At 42.1% G+C, this 16,556-nt stretch carries 9 protein-coding genes and 1 tRNA gene; 9 read left to right on the top strand and 1 reads right to left on the bottom strand.

Annotation, left to right across the window (positions count from 1 at the left end; genetic code table 11):
• Nucleotides 1-180 precede the first annotated feature (180 nt).
• The 5 genes from secA (at nt 181) to nagP (ending at nt 10,142) form a co-directional block, all read left to right on the top strand.
• Entirely contained in the window at nt 181-2,889 is a 2,709-nt protein-coding gene (gene secA / locus NH462_RS03735; RefSeq protein WP_253104154.1) for a preprotein translocase subunit SecA, read from the top strand.
• A gap of 62 nt (nt 2,890-2,951) precedes the next feature.
• A complete protein-coding gene (gene mutT, locus NH462_RS03740; RefSeq protein WP_253104466.1) occupies nt 2,952-3,350 on the top strand; it encodes an 8-oxo-dGTP diphosphatase MutT in 399 nt (132 codons plus the stop codon).
• Between the two features lie 312 nt (nt 3,351-3,662).
• Nucleotides 3,663-5,735: a M13-type metalloendopeptidase gene (locus tag NH462_RS03745; protein ID WP_253104156.1), complete on the top strand. Its 2,073-nt coding sequence runs from the start codon at nt 3,663-3,665 to the stop codon at nt 5,733-5,735.
• A gap of 326 nt (nt 5,736-6,061) precedes the next feature.
• Entirely contained in the window at nt 6,062-8,653 is a 2,592-nt protein-coding gene (locus tag NH462_RS03750) for a family 20 glycosylhydrolase (protein WP_253104159.1), read from the top strand.
• Nucleotides 8,654-8,852: 199 nt separating this feature from the next.
• Nucleotides 8,853-10,142, top strand: coding sequence for an N-acetylglucosamine MFS transporter NagP (nagP, locus tag NH462_RS03755; protein WP_366033263.1), 1,290 nt, complete (start codon nt 8,853-8,855; stop codon nt 10,140-10,142).
• An 807-nt stretch (nt 10,143-10,949) separates the two neighbouring features.
• Here nagP and NH462_RS03760 read toward each other — a convergent pair.
• Nucleotides 10,950-11,025: transfer RNA gene (locus tag NH462_RS03760), tRNA-His, on the bottom strand.
• Between the two features lie 202 nt (nt 11,026-11,227).
• On the opposite strand from NH462_RS03760, the gene NH462_RS03765 reads away from it, so the two are divergent.
• The 4 genes from NH462_RS03765 to NH462_RS03780 all read left to right on the top strand — a co-directional run bounded on the left by NH462_RS03765 (nt 11,228) and on the right by NH462_RS03780 (nt 16,554).
• Nucleotides 11,228-12,046: a mechanosensitive ion channel domain-containing protein gene (locus tag NH462_RS03765; protein WP_010368624.1), complete on the top strand. Its 819-nt coding sequence runs from the start codon at nt 11,228-11,230 to the stop codon at nt 12,044-12,046.
• A 14-nt stretch (nt 12,047-12,060) separates the two neighbouring features.
• Complete coding sequence (locus NH462_RS03770; RefSeq protein WP_010368621.1) at nt 12,061-12,852, top strand: DUF481 domain-containing protein; 792 nt, start codon at nt 12,061-12,063, stop codon at nt 12,850-12,852.
• 130 nt (nt 12,853-12,982) lie between these two features.
• The gene (locus tag NH462_RS03775; RefSeq protein WP_253104469.1) at nt 12,983-15,610 is read left to right on the top strand and encodes an SLBB domain-containing protein; all 2,628 of its coding nucleotides are present in this window, start codon (nt 12,983-12,985) and stop codon (nt 15,608-15,610) included.
• A complete protein-coding gene (locus NH462_RS03780; protein ID WP_253104162.1) occupies nt 15,610-16,554 on the top strand; it encodes a Wzz/FepE/Etk N-terminal domain-containing protein in 945 nt (314 codons plus the stop codon). The genes NH462_RS03775 and NH462_RS03780 overlap by 1 nt, the downstream gene beginning before the upstream one ends.
• Nucleotides 16,555-16,556: the final 2 nt, after the last annotated feature.

The following is a 16,556-nucleotide window of genomic DNA, read 5'->3' on the forward strand; positions in this document are numbered from 1 at the left end:
CTGGTATGATAGGGCATAATTTTAACTCGGCAAGATACAAAATGCTCACTCCTAAATTGGCAAAATGAAAACCGTAATTTAGGAAGGCTTTTGTCGCCAACAGGACAAGCGCGACCCAACCTTAACAACATTGGCTTAGAGAGATGGGTCAGCCAATACACAGAGTGAAACGGTTTAAACATGTTAGCAAATATTTTTACCAAAATTTTTGGTAGTCGTAATGATCGCACCATCAAAAACCTAAGAAAAACAGTCGCTTTAATCAATGCGTTAGAAGAACAATACGGCAAATTAAGCGATGAGGAACTGAAAGCAAAAACGGCTGAATTTAAACAGCGTATCGAGCAAGGTTCAACGCTAGATGATTTATTACCAGAGGCGTTCGCTACGGTGCGTGAAGCATCTAAGCGCGTATTTGGAATGCGTCATTTCGATGTGCAAATGATTGGTGGTATGGTGCTTCACCAAGGTCGTATTTCAGAAATGAGAACGGGTGAAGGTAAAACACTAACAGCAACATTGCCTGCGTATTTAAATGCGGTTTCAGGCAAGGGTGTTCACGTTATTACCGTCAACGACTACTTAGCTAAGCGTGATGCTGAGACCAACCGTCCACTCTTTGAATTCTTAGGCCTTACTGTAGGTTGTAACGTGCCTGGCATGATGCCACAGCAGAAAAAGCAAGCCTATGCTGCGGATATCACTTACGGCACCAATAACGAGTTCGGCTTTGATTACTTGCGCGATAATATGGCGTTTAGTGTTGAAGAACGTGTACAACGTCCACTTAACTATGCGGTTGTGGATGAAGTGGATTCAATCCTAATCGATGAAGCGCGTACACCACTGATCATTTCTGGTCCTGCTGAAGATAGCTCTGAGCTTTATGCCGAAATCAATAAAATTGTGCCTGATCTTGTACAGCAAGAAAAAGAAGACGAAGAAGGCGTGGAAGGCGATGGCGATTTCACCATTGATGAAAAAGGTAAACAAGTTCACCTTACCGAGCGTGGTCAAATCAAGGTTGAGGAATTACTAACTGAACGTGGTTTGATTGAAGAGGGCGACTCGCTTTACTCAGCAGGTAATATTTCACTACTTAGCCATGTTTACGCAGCACTTCGTGCTCACAAGCTATATCAAAAAGACGTTGATTACGTTGTAAAAGATAACGAAGTTATCATCGTTGATGAGCACACTGGTCGTACGATGGAAGGACGTCGTTGGTCTGAGGGTCTTCACCAAGCCGTTGAAGCGAAAGAAGGGGTTCGTATTCAGAACGAAAACCAAACCTTGGCTTCAATCACATTCCAGAATTACTTCCGTTTATATAACAAGCTTGCAGGTATGACAGGTACAGCGGACACTGAAGCGTTCGAATTTCAGTCAATCTATGGCCTAGATACGGTAGTTATCCCAACCAACAAACCTATGGTGCGTGATGACCGTGCGGATCTTGTATATTTGACGCAAGAAGAGAAATTTGAAGCCATTCTTGAAGACATTCGTTCTTGCCAAGAACGTGGTCAGCCTGTGTTGGTGGGTACGGTATCTATCGAAAGTTCAGAGTATCTTTCTCACTTCCTTCGCAAAGAAAAAATTGAGCATAACGTACTGAATGCTAAATTCCACGCGCAAGAAGCGGATATCATCGCGGACGCGGGTCTACCGGGCAAAGTAACGATTGCGACGAATATGGCTGGTCGTGGTACCGATATCGTACTGGGTGGCAGCTGGCAGTCGGATGTTGAAAAATTAGAAAATCCGTCAGAAGAGCAAGTAGCAGAAATTAAAGCCGCTTGGAAAGCGCGTCATGATGCAGTACTAGCTTCTGGTGGTTTACATATTATTGGTACTGAGCGTCACGAGTCGCGCCGTATCGACAACCAGTTGCGTGGACGTGCAGGTCGCCAAGGTGATGCAGGTTCAAGCCGCTTCTACCTATCGATGGATGACGCATTGATGCGTATCTTTGCTGGTGAGCGTATGACTAACATGATGCGTAAGCTAGGTATGCAACGTGGTGAAGCCATTGAGCACCCATGGGTTAACCGTGCCATTGAAAACGCACAGCGTAAAGTAGAAGCGCGTAACTTTGATATTCGTAAACAATTACTTGAATACGATGACGTTGCGAACGATCAACGTAAAGTGGTTTACGAACAGCGTAACGAACTACTTGAAGAAGGCGACATCTCAGAGACGATCACGGCTATTCGTGAAGATGTATTGAATGCGACTATTGATCAGTATATTCCACCGCAAAGTCTGGCGGAAATGTGGGACATCCCAGCACTTGAAGAACGCTTGAAAAATGACTTCCATGTTGAGCTTCCGATCGCTAAATGGCTTGAAGAAGACAGCAAGCTATATGAAGAAATGCTACGCGATCGTATCGTAGAGGACGTGGATAAAGCGTACAAGCAAAAAGAAGAGATGGTAGGCCCTGATGTGCTACGTCACTTCGAAAAAGCGGTTATGTTACAAAGCCTAGATCAGCATTGGAAAGATCACTTAGCGGCAATGGATCATCTTCGCCAAGGTATTCATCTACGTGGTTATGCGCAGAAGAATCCGAAGCAAGAATATAAGCGTGAGTCGTTTGAGTTATTCTCACAAATGCTTGAAAACTTGAAGATTGACGTTGTTGGCGTACTAAGTAAAGTTCAGGTTCGTGCTGAGGAAGATGTTGAGAAGGTTGAAGAACAACATCGTAAGAGTGAGCAAGCACCGCGTGAATATCAACACGAAGAAGTTGAGCGCGTGGGCGGCGAAACGCCTGAGGGTGCGGTTGTTGCTGAGCGCGCAGAGCCTAAAGTTGGTCGCAATGAGCCATGCCCTTGCCAATCAGGTAAGAAGTTTAAGCAGTGTTGTGGCAAACTAAAATAACAGGCCCTAAATCTAAATTGGTATAAAAAGCGACGCTAAGTCGCTTTTTTATGGAGTAAATGATGCAAAAAAAACGTGTTGAAGTCGCTGTTGGTGTTATTGAAAAGGCGCAGCAAATCTTTGTATGTTTAAGAGGTGAAGATCAACACCAAGGTGGGCTTTGGGAGTTCCCAGGCGGGAAAATGGAAGCGGGTGAAGATGTCTTTTCGGCATTGAAACGTGAGCTGAAAGAAGAAGTTGGCATTGAGATCTATAACTCATCTGAGCTAATGCGTATTGAGCATGACTATGCTGATAAAGCCGTATGCTTATACATCCATCATGTTGAGGATTTTTCCGGTGAAGCTCATGGTGCAGAAGGGCAGCCTTCTAAATGGGTTGCAGTTGAGCAGTTGCATGAACTCGCGTTTCCTGAGGCCAACAAAGCAATTGTGGAATTATTGCAAGCGCGCCAAAGTTAGTGACAAACTTTGTTACTAAATTCAGCACTCAGAGTCATAGTCATTCACTATGTGCATAGGTAGACTAGTGAATGACCGCTTACGTGTAAATAAACATCAGCCAACGATTCTCGTTACTCTGAGGTTTGATAGGAAACACAGTTAGAAGGAATTCTTTTCAAGCCATAAAGGTTATGTCTATATTACATTCATCTATATGCAATTGACTTGCTTGATTATTTAACCTGAGGTTTGGATAAGTAATTTAAGCATTATTTTATCTAGATGAATGGAATTCGGCGTTTACAAGCGAAACTCTATCAGGGGAATAAAATGAAGAAATTATCACTGACCGCTGCAAGTGTTGCACTTGCATTGGGATTGATTGGTTGTAGTGAACAACCGCAAACACAACAACAAAAACCAGCGGAACAAGCCGAAGCACAAAAGGCAGTTTTGAATTCTGGTATCGAATTAGAAAATATTGATAAATCAGTGCGCCCACAAGATGACTTCTATTTTCATGTGAATGGTCACTGGTTAGAAAAAACTAAAATCCCTGCAGATAAGTCAAATTATGGCTCTTTCTCGCAGCTCTATGATGAGTCGCAAAAAGCACTGCGTAAAGTACTGGAAGATGCTGCAAATAATGCATCTGCAAAAGCGGGTAGCGATGAGCAGAAGCTGGGGGCGTTTTATCAAAGCTATATGGATGAGGGGGCGAGAAACGAGCTGGGCTTAAACCCAGTTAAGCCTTATCTGAAAGAAATTCAAGACTTGAAGAGTAAGTCGGAGCTACCAGCTATCTTTGCTAAAATGCGTTTAACGGGCGCAAGTACACCGTTTGGTTGGTACGTTAATAATGATGCCAAAAATTCAAGCGAAAATGCACTTTATATGTTCCAGTCAGGGCTTGGTTTACCAGATCGCGATTACTATCTGAAAGATGACGAAAAATTCAGTAAGATCCGTGAGCAGTACCAGCTTTACATTGAACAGTTGTTGGCAAAGGCTGGTCATAAAAATCCAGGCCAAGCTGCACTGAATATTGTAGCGTTAGAGAAGCAAATTGCCGAGGCGCAATGGACACGTGTTGAAAGCCGCGACGCGACTAAAACCTATAACAAGCTAAGCAATGATGCGTTTAATCAATTAATGCCAGACTTTGATACGTCAGCATTTCTAACTGCGCTTGGTATCAAAGCAGATTCACTTATTGTAAGCCAACCTAGTTTCTTTGAAGGGCTATCAAAAATCATTGCTGATTCAAAGTTAGAGACATGGCAAGACTACTTAACGTTCCACTTCACCAATGACTACGCAGAGCTACTAAGTAAAGATGTAGTTGACCTTAAATTTGGGTTCTTTGGTAAAACATTGACGGGTGTAGAGGAACAAGCACCAACGTGGAAAAAAGCGGTAGATGCAAGTAATTCTGTACTGGGTGAAATGTTAGGCAAGATTTACGTAAAGTCTTATTTCCCACCAGAAGCGAAAGCGCGTATGGAAGAGTTGGTTGCTAACCTTATTAAAGGGTTTGATCAGGCAATTGATGGTCTAGAGTGGATGAGTGCTGAAACAAAAGTAGCAGCAAAAGACAAGCTCAATAAGTTTACGCCGAAGATTGGTTATCCTGACAAATGGAAAGATTACTCAGCACTTGAGATAAGCCCTGACGATCTTGTTGGTAACTATGTACGCTATAGCCAATTTGCTAATCAGGAAATGATCGATAAATTAGGTAAGCCTGTGGACCGTAGCGAGTGGTTGATGACACCACAAACGGTGAACGCGTACTATAACCCAGTGAATAACGAGATTGTATTCCCTGCTGCGATTTTACAGCCACCATTCTTTAACTTAGAAGCGGATGATGCAGTAAACTACGGCGCAATCGGCGCGGTTATCGGTCACGAGTTAGGTCACGGCTTTGACGACCAAGGTGCTAAGTACGATGGTGATGGTAACCTACGTAATTGGTGGAGTGAGTCTGACCTTTCACAATTCGAAGCGCGTAGCCAAAAGCTGGTTGAGCAGTTTAATGGTTTTAAACCATTTGAAGACGCTGGTGTTAATGGTCAGCTGACACTGGGTGAAAATATTGGTGATTTAGGCGGATTAACTGTCGCTTATAAAGCGTACCAAATTTCACTAGGCGATCAAAAAGCGCCGGTTATTGACGGTTACACTGGAGAGCAGCGCTTCTTTATGGGCTGGTCACAAATTTGGCGTCGCAAATACCGCGATGAAGAGCTGCGTAATCGCCTAATGACAGATCCGCATTCACCAAGTCATTATCGAGTGATTGGTGTGCTGCCGAATATGCCAGAGTTCTATAAGGCATTTGATGTGAAAGAAGGCGATAAGATGTATCTTAAACCAGAAGACAGAGTGAAAATCTGGTAATTTCACATTTTGAATTCGTGGCGGTTTTATTGCGTTCCAGCAGTAAATCCGCCGCTTTTTACGACATCCAATTACAACTCTCTGAACTTCCTACAAAATATCACACTCAATTCTGCACTTTCTGCAAAAACTCGCTATTTCCAAGGTCAAGTTCATCGCTATTTGATGGTATTTACAGCCAAATCAGAGTAGCTTCATTTTGTCTAACACAAGGATATGAAAAAATAATGATAGCGCTGTCATTTTAACTTTTATATGATGTTTAGGAACAATAAGTGATTAAATGATGTTCATTTTGAATTGAACATAAAGACTGGGAGCAAAAGATGAGAATAAAAACGACTTTGCTTGGGGCGATAATTGCTGGGTGCTCGTTCTATACACAAGCATCATTCACGCAGCAGCAGTTAGCGCAGTTTGCAAGTGACACGCATTTTGAATTTGCGGTAGAAAATAACTTCAGTAATGGTGCAGGGGGCTTTAGCGGTGCTATTACACTGACTAACAATTCAAAAGTTGATCTACCAAAAGGACAAAGCGATTGGCAAATCTATTTGCACTCAGTTCGTCATATCTCAACGGAAACAGCTGAAGGTCTGCGCTTTGAGCATATTAATGGCGACCTTCATCGTATCACCCCTACCGATTCGTTTGCTGGTTTAAAAGCGGGTGAAAAGCTCAAGTTAGCTTTTGATGGTTCGGCTTGGGTTGCTGCATACAGCGATTTTATGCCGCGTGCCTTTATTGTGTCAGGTAAAAATAAACCGGTCATTTTTACAAATACTGATACAGAAGATATGACGCAATTCGTTGCGCCATTTGAGCGTGAGAACCAGCTGAAAAGATACAATACACCTACCGATTACACGCAGATAGCGAACGCAGCGCTGCGTTTTGAACGTAATCAAAGCAATATTTCCGTCTCAAAAGAAGATGCGCTAAGACGTATCATTCCAAAGCCTGAGCACATCGACTTTAGTCGTGGCGAAATCACTCTTAACAAAAACTGGCAGATCCGCTTTGCCGGACGTTTGAAGTCAGAAGTCGCCGTGTTTCAAGAAGACTTATCAGAGTATGGACTGGATTTAAAAGCTGAAGCTAATCACGTGCCAGAAGGAAATATCCCGACGATCCGCCTTAAAGTTGCGAAAAGTCTAGGGCGCGATTATGACTACAACCAAGCTGGGTCGTATACATTAGATATTGATGATGACGTGATTGAAATCACGGGTATTGATAACGCCGGTGTGTTTTACGGTATTCAAAGTTTGCTAGCGCTATTTCCTGCCGATAGTAAAAATGAAATTACCTTGTCTCACGTAGAGATCAAAGACTCTCCGCGCTTTAGCTGGCGTGGCATGCATTACGACAATGCCCGTAACTATCATGGTAAAGATGCGTTATTTAAATTAATTGAACAGATGGCGCGTTATAAGTTAAATAAGTTCCATTGGCACTTTTCTGATGATGAAGGTTGGCGCTTGGAGATCCCCGGGCTCCCTGAGTTAACAGAAGTCGGCGCATTTCGCTGTTTTGATTTACAAGAGCGTGAGTGCTTACTGACTCAGTTGGGCACAGGTCCTTTCAAAACGGGAAGTGGAAATGGTTACCTCTCTCGCGAGGACTTTGTCGAATTACTTAAATTTGCCACTGCGCGTCATATCGAGATCATTCCAGAAATCGAAAGCCCAGGGCATGCTCGTGCTGCGATTAAGTCGATGGAAGCGCGTTATCACAAATTGATGGAAGCAGGTAAAGCGCAAGAGGCCAAAGCCTATCTTCTGAACGATGTTGATGACACTTCAAAGTATCTAACCGTGCAGCTATACACAGATAACTCTATTAATGTTTGCTTGGACTCAAGCTATGCCTTTATGGAGAAAGTGGTATATGAGCTGCAGGAAATGTATCGCGATGCTGGCACTATGCTAACGACAGTCCATTTTGGTGGCGATGAGGTTGGAAAGGGATCATGGACTGAATCACCAGCATGTAATGAGCTATTTGCGGTCGCCGACAACGGAGTGGCTGGACCCAATGATTTAAAACCATACTTTACTCAAAAAGTAGCAAAATTGCTTGCTAAGCGTGGGATCACCCCAGCCGCTTGGGAAGATGGTTTAATGTATAACACCACGACGACCTTTAAACGTGATGAATTTCCAAATCCACAGTTTTTGGTAAATACTTGGGATAATATTTGGGAGTGGGGCGTTGCAGACAGAGCCCACCGTTTTGCTAACAACAATTACCAGGTTATTTTGTCTCACGGTACTCATTTGTACTTTGATCACCCTTACGAAGCGCACCCTGAAGAGCGCGGCTATTATTGGGCAACTCGTTACACAGATACGAAAAAAGCATTTTCGTATATGCCAGATAATATTTATGCAAATGCGGACTTCACGCGAAACCGTGAGCCTATCGTGAACCTAGAAGCCTTAGTTGGTCGAGAGTTGCCCGCGCTTAAAAGACCGCAAAATATCCTTGGTATGCAAGGGCAAATATGGAGTGAGACCATTCGCTCGGAAGACCAAGTGTTACGATTGATTTTCCCTCGTTTGCTTTCGCTTGCGGAGCGCGCTTGGCATAAAGCGGATTGGGAAGGGCGTCGTATTAACCAAAAAGAGTTAAATAAGGACTTCTCAACCTTTGCCGCAGCCTTGTCTTTAAAAGAAATTGCAAAGTTACAAAACGATGGCATTAAGCCAAACCTTCCGGTTCCGGGTGCCAAAGTGGTGTTGGGTAAACTTGAAGCGAATAGTGCTTTCCCTTATCTTGCAATTGAAGTGAGCTTAGACAATGGCGAATCTTGGCAGCCTTATACTGATCAGATGAGTATCTCTGATGAAAGTAAGGTATTGTTGAGAACGCGAGCCGGAGAAAAAAATACGAGCCGTGTCACAGGGTTGAAATAAACCCTCGTATTCAGTTTATCGCAAAAAAGGGCAATGGCCCTTTTTTGGTGATAATTTTGCTCAAATTCTAACTGGTAATGAAATAGATTTTAACGTAAAGTTAAATGTCAGCGCTGTCATTTTTGTAAAGAAAGCAGTGAGCAAAGCAAAAAATAACAAGGCAAAAAGCCATACAAACAATAAACGATGAGTAATGTTTATGGAAGCTACCGTGTCGAATACAACAAAACGAAGTAACGCGATCCCTATGGCAATTGTCGCCGCCATGTTTTTTATTCTTGGCTTTGTGACTTGGCTTAATGGGTCGCTAATGCCATATTTGGAGCAAGTATTAAAACTAACTCCTCTCCAATCTTCATTTATTCTTTTCTCTTTTTATATTGCGGTGACATTTACCGCGGTTCCTTCTGCTCTAGTTATCCGCAAGGTAGGTTATAAAAATGGTATGGCCATCGCAATTGCGATGATGATGTGTGCGGCGTTGCTATATATTCCAGCGGCTAAAACACAAATGTTTGCATTGTTTTTGTTTGCTCAATTTACTATGGGTATTGGGCAAACATTATTACAAACTGCTGTAAACCCTTATGTGGTACGTATTGGGCCTGAAGAGTCAGCAGCTGTACGCGTAAGTATTATGGGTATACTGAATAAAGGTGCTGGTATTGTTGCGCCGCTTGTATTTACCGCGTTGGTGCTGAGTAACTTTACTGATATGGCTGGTAAAGAGCTGACTCAAGCTGATATTGATGCAATGGCCAATGGTCTTATCGGGCCATATCTAGGCTTGGCTGCATTTATTGGTATTTTTGCCTTGGGTATTAAGTTTGCACCACTACCTGAAATAGAAAAAGATGACGAAGAAGAGCATGGCTCGGTGAGAGAAGCGCTATCTCATCCTAATCTAAAGCTTGGTGTGATCGCGCTGTTTTTGTATGTTGCGGTTGAAGTGATTGCTGGTGATACGATTGGTTCATTTGCATTAGCACTGGGTGTCGAAAAATATAGTGTGATGACCTCTTATACTATGGCTTGTATGGTTACGGGCTATATTCTGGGCATTATATTGATCCCGAGAGTAATATCTCAGGAGAAGGCGTTAACAGCATCTGCGGTGCTTGGTGTGCTTCTCACGCTCGCAATTTCATTTGGTAGCCCAGACTCATTTGTCATTTCAAATCTATTTGGATTATCAGCGTTGCCTGATATTCTATTGATGGTCGCTATTTTAGGTTTAGCAAATGCCATTATGTGGCCAGCTATTTGGCCGCTCGCATTATCTGGACTTGGCAAGCTAACCAGTGTAGGCTCTGGTCTATTGGTTATGGGTATTGCCGGTGGTGCATTCGGTCCCGTGTTCTTAGGTTTAGCAAAGGGCACCTCAGGTACGGTGGAATCACAGCAAATTGCACACCTTGTAATGTTACCTTGCTATCTATTTATAATCTTCTACGCTGTGAAAGGTCATAAGATCAAAAAGAAAGCGTAGCAAGAAAATGTAAAGCATTTCTATGTATGTAGAAATAATCCCGTGTGTGATGCCACCTGAATAAGGTGGCATTTTTTTATGTCTAAATCACTCCCTACCTGCAAAACCGCCTCAATGCCAAGATCTTTTCCGCGATATAAAATCGCTGCTACGCAGATGCCTAGTGCTTATTGTTTGGTGTTTGTCGTGTAGGAGCTACTTTATGTAGCGAGGTTTTCATTCTTAAGTCGCGATATAAAATCGCTGCTACGCAGATATCTGGTGCTCGTTATTTGGTGTTTATTGTGTGGGAGCTACTTTATGCAGCGAGGGTTTCACTCTTAAGTCGCGATGTAAAATCGCTGCTACTCTGATATCTGGTGCTTATTGTTTGGTGTTTGTCGTGTAGGAGTTACTTTATGTAGCGAGGGTTTCATTCTTAGTCGCGATATAAAATCGCTGCTACTCTGATATCTGGTGTTTGTCGTGTAGGAGCTACTTTATGTAGCGATGTTTTCATTCTTAAGTCGCGATATAAAATCGCTGCTACGCAGATATTTGGTGCCTGTTGTTTGGTGTTTATTGTGTGGGAGCTACTTTATGCAGCGAGGGTTTCACTCTTAAGTCGCGATATAAAATCGCTGTTACGTTGATATCTGGTACTTGTTGCTTGGTGTTCGTCGTGTAGGAGCTACTTTATGTAGCGAGGGTTTTATTCTTAGTTGCGATATAAAATCGCTGCTACGCAGATGTCTGATGCTTGCTATTTAGTGTGTAGGGGGCGATGTGTGTAAGAATAAAAAATGTGGAATACATTTATATAAAGAGTGGGGCGACTGATGGGACTTGAACCCACGACAACCGGAATCACAATCCAGGGCTCTACCAACTGAGCTACAGCCGCCACAAAAGACTTGAACACCTTGTCTGGTGTGGCGCGCATAATACATAAGTTTTTTGCAAATGCAAAGGGAAATATCGAAAAAACTTAATAAAAGTTTTTTTTCGGAGATTATTTCCGCATACAGCAAATATTCATATATCCTATGTATGATCCAGCCGATCTAATGATAAATAACTGCTTAATATAAAAAAGGGGGATGAGTATGGAAGCTGTTTGGAAATGGGTTAATGAGAACTCAGATTTAATCTTACACTATGTGCTTCAAGGCGTTATAGCACTAATAATTTTCTTCGTTGGCTTAAAACTAGCTAAGCTCAGTGCTGATCTCACCGAAAAAGCATTTGGTAAACGCAAAGTAGATAAAGCGGTAGGCTCATTCGTTGCCAACATTGCTTATGCGATTGTGTTTGCCGCGACACTGCTTATGGCATTATCTCAGGTTGGTATCGAAACCACCTCATTCATTGCTATTCTAGGTGCAGCCGGTTTGGCTGTTGGTCTCGCGCTGCAAGGTTCACTTTCTAATTTTGCATCTGGCGTACTTATTATTATGCTACGTCCGTTCAAGTCAGGTGACTATATTGAAGCTGGCGGTAGAGCAGGTAGCGTACAAAAGATAGAAATCTTCTCTACTGAGCTACGTACTCCTGATAACAAAGTGATTGTAATGCCAAACTCTTCGATTATGTCTGGTGCAATCGTTAACTACTCGCGTGAAAAAACACGTCGTATTGATCTTGTTATTGGTGTTGGCTATGACGCAGATCTAAGAGAAGCAAAAGCAGTATTAAAGTCTGTACTAGACAATGAACCAAGAATTCTTAAAGAACCTGCATACAATGTTGCGGTACTAGAGCTTGCGGATTCAAGTGTTAACTTTGTCGTTCGCCCTTGGGTTAAAACAGAAGAGTACTGGCCAACGTATTTCACTCTTGTGGAAAATATTAAAATTGCGCTAGACGAAGCCGATATCACCATTCCATTCCCGCAAATGGATGTTCACCTACACAAAGATCAGTAAAAGGTTAGTTAGAAATGAAATTAAAGGTTTTAACCTGTTGTATTCTTGTTGCTGCAAGCGCTAATGCAGCGGCAGAAAGCAAAGCTAAGAAGCCAAAGAAAGTTTGGGATGTAACCAGTGAAGTGGGTGCGATTATCACCAGTGGTAACACAGAAACAACAACCCTAAAAGGTGGGATCAAAGCTAAGCACAATCTAACTAACTGGAATAACGAGTACAAGTTAGACGGCTTCTACAAAGAAGACACGCGTGAAAACGATGCGGGTGTAGATGTTACATCTCGTACTAACGAAAAATACTCAGCATCAGTTCAAGGTAACTACAAGTTAAATGAAGATAACAGCCATTTATTCGTGTTTGGCTCTTATGTTTCAGACTACTTTGGTGCTTACCGCAGTGAAGCGGTTATTTCAGTGGGTTACGGTCAACGTTTATTCGAAAACGACGACATGTATCTTAACGCTGAAATCGGTCCCGGTGTAAAGCGCTTTGAGCACCAAGACGATAGCACTGAACTTGACGATGACGGTGAATTACTTGCTGGTACTTCTGAAAGCGAGTTCATTGGTGTTGGTAAGCTAGATTACCAATGGCAGATCTCAGAAAACGCACGTTTTACACAGCTTATCGCGATTGAATATGGTGATACCAACACCAAGACAACGTCTGAAACAGCATTGTTGACTAAAATCAACGGCTCTCTACAGATGAAAGTGGCATATAACATCATCCACAACTCAGACGTAGCTGACGATAAAGAAAATACTGATACAGAAACCTCACTTACTTTGGTTTACAGTTTCTAACAAGTATCTTGTCAAAGGGCACCTCAGTGCCCTTTTAATTCTTCCAAACTTCGGTAGAATGCCTGAAGTTTAACAAAAATCCACAATGGAAGAGATTTACGTGAAGTTCCTCAGACTACTACTCCTCTCAATGCTTTTTTTGATCTCACATCAAACAATAGCGGTAACACCCAGTAAACAGCAGATAGAGCAGTTTAAAAAGCTCCCCAAAGCACAACAAGAAGCCTTAGCAAAACGTTATGGTTTCGATGTAAATGCATTAGATAACAACAAAAAAGGTGATAAAAAGAACGAAGAGAAGGAATCTTCGATTTTACCACGTGACAAAAAGGGGTTACTGGAAGAGGAAGAAGAAGAGGATAAATTCAAACCAAAGTTAGAAGAGCTTAAGCCTTTTGGTTATGAACTCTTTGCTGGTGAGCCTACGACTTTTATTCCTTCTGAGTTGGCTGCTATTCCTGATACTTACTTGCTTGGGATTGGAGATACAGTAAAAATCAACCTGTATGGTAAAACCAATGAAGAGCACGAAGTACAAATCGATCGTGAAGGACGTCTCGCAATTCCTAACCTAAGCCCAATTCATGTCATTGGCTTATCATTTAAGGAATTGAAAGCACTGGTCTCGAAAAAAATCTCTGAGGAAATGATCGGTGTTCAAGCTTTCGTCTCGATGGGTGAGCTTAACCCTATGCGTATTATGGTAGTGGGTGAAGCCTATAAGCCTGGTAGCTATACAGTGTCTCCTCTCGCCACTGTCACACACGCTCTGTTTGTTTCTGGTGGAGTGAGTGATAATGGTTCGCTGAGAAAAATCCAAGTCAAAAGGGCTGGTAAGCTAGTTACTACCTTCGATCTCTATGACTTATTGCTATTTGGTGATAGCTCTGATGATGTAGTTTTAAAGCCCGGCGATGTTGTATTTATTCCGCCAGCAGCTAAGAAAATAAAAGTAAAAGGTGAAGTTAACCGTCAAGCTATCTTTGAGCTTAAAGAATCAGACTCGCTTGAGAGTGTGATGGCTATGTCAGGAGGCTTCAAAGCTAATGCGAATAAATCGAAAGTGGTTGTCTCACGCTACAACGGTGATGGAAGGCGCATTACCCTAAACTACAACTTTACTGAAAACACAAGCTACAAACCACAAAACGGTGATGAGATTTCGGTCAACGCTGCTTCAACTCGTTTCCAAAATACTGTTACTGTTGTTGGTGCGGTAACCAGCCCAGGTCATTATGAATGGCATCAGGGTAAGACACTCAAAGATATCTTCAGTGCGCCACGTGAAGATTTGCTATCCATTGCAGATTTTGGCTACTCATTGATTATTCGTGAAGTTAACTTTGAAGGCGATATCGCTATCCATCAGTTTTCTTTACAAGATATTTTTAACGGTAAAGCGGGAGATATAGAGCTCGAGTCTAACGATACAATCGTCGTATTTAGCCGTTATCAGCTTAAAGAAGAAGAAGAACAGTTATTAGAAGACCTCGCGTATAACAAAGAGCAACTGAAACTACGTGAAAACGTGAAGTTATGGGAGCAATTTGAGCGTGATGAGTTCTTAAAATATATTGGTTTGAAAGAAGATGAACTATTTGAACTTGAGGAAGAAGTTAAATTAATCACAAGTATTGATGCACTTTTTCAAGAGCCTGAAGAAGTAGAAGAAGAAGACTATGCGGTATTTAGTCGTCAAAAGCTACTTGCGCCAATTGTCGCTAAGCTACAGAGGCAGGCAACACCTAGCGAACCTGCAAAATTGTTTGCAGTAAACGGTCAAGTTAAGTTTCCTGGTGTTTATCCATTATCTGAAAATGCAGATTTCCAAAAAGCGGTGCAAGCTGGCGGTGGATTTCTAGAAGCTGCGTATCTCGAGCAGGTTGAGCTAACTCGTGTTGTTTATAATGATGGTAAACAGGTTGAACACATCCAACTCAATGGTTTGAACGAGTTGGCTAATCCAACTCAAATACTGACGAGCAAAGATACTGTTAACATTTTCCCTAGACCTAATTGGCAAGAAAGGCTACAAGTTAAGGTTGTTGGTGAGGTTAAGTTCCCTGGGACGTACACCATTAAGCGTGGTGAGACACTTGATAGCCTACTAGAAAGAGTTGGTGGTTTTAATCAATTTGCACATAAAGAAGCAGCAATTTTTACGCGTGAATCTATCAAGCGTAAAGAAACCTCTCAAATTCAACGCCTAACTCAAGAGTTAAGACGCGATATCATTACTAATACTTTCCAAAAAAGTGCCACTGCAAATACTTCTATGCCATATGAAGATATGGATCAAATATTAAAGGATTTATCGAAGGTTGAAGCGTTAGGACGTTTGGTTATTGATCTTGATAAACGCTCGACCCAATCTTTGCAGTTAGAAGATGGTGATGCGTTATATATCCCAGCGATGCAAGACTCTGTTAGTGTCATTGGTGAGGTTAATCTGGCTGCAACGCACTTATTCGATTCATCCAAGTCTGTTGATGACTACATTAAAGCTAGCGGTGGATTAAAGCAAAAAGCGGATGATGAGCGTATTTATATCATTAAAGCCAATGGTTCAGTTGAATTACCAAGTTCAGGATCATGGTTTGCAGTCAGCAGCCATGGAGGCCAACTAGCGCCAGGCGACACGATCGTTGTACCTCTAGACGCTCAACATATTGATAGCTTGACACTGTGGAGTACAGCGACACAGATTATTTATCAGCTTGGCTTAGCTGCGGCTTCAATTGCAACGCTTAACAAATAATGGATAACAATAAACAGATGACTGAAGCTGATATTATTAAAAAAAATGAAGTTGATTTGACTGAAATTTTGTCAGTGCTTTGGAGGGGAAAGTGGCTAATTATATTAATCACTGCTGTATTTGCTGTATCCAGTGTGTTTTTTGCACTTTCTCTACCGAATACTTATAAAGCGACAGTATTACTTTCACCTGTTGAAGATACTCAAGGTGGCATGCTCTCAAATTTGAAATCGGAGTTTGGCGGCTTAGCTGCAATGGCAGGGGTGAACTTAGGTGGAGGAAAGGGCGATAAATCAGCACTTGCGCTTCAAGTAATGCAAAGCCGCTCGTTTTTAAATAACTTTGTTGAAAAATATGAGTTAAAGCCAAAGCTGATGGCTACTGAGGGGTGGGATCTAGGCAGTAATCAGCTGATATATAACGCTAAAGTTTATGATAAAGAAGCAGGTATTTGGCTCAGAGATGTTGCAGCACCTTTTAAGCCTGAGCCTGGCATTCAAGAAGTCTTTGAACATATCAGAGCACAAAATTTAGCTGTGATAGAAGAAAAGGAAAAGGGACTAATTACGATTGCAATGACTCATTATTCCCCCTACTTAGCGAAGGAAATGGTGGAAAACATCGTTGTGGAAATTAACGATTACATGAAAGCTGAGGCAGTAGCAGAGTCCAATGTAAAGATAGAGTATTTGAAAAAGGCATTAGCGGAAACATCGGTTGCAGATATGCAGAAGATATTTTACCAGCTGATCGAGCAACAAGAGCAGACAAAGATGCTAGCGCAAACACAGTCGCAATATGTGTTTAAGACAATTGATCCTGCCATTCTGCCGATCCAAAAAGCTGGACCAAAGCGTGCATTGATTTGTCTTGGTATTACTTTCCTAGGCAGCGTACTTGCGTTTGTTCTGTTATTATTTAGACATTTTGTGCTCAGAAAGTAATT

It is taken from the genome of Pseudoalteromonas sp. OANN1, from assembly GCF_024124685.1.
GTDB lineage: Bacteria > Pseudomonadota > Gammaproteobacteria > Enterobacterales > Alteromonadaceae > Pseudoalteromonas > Pseudoalteromonas piscicida.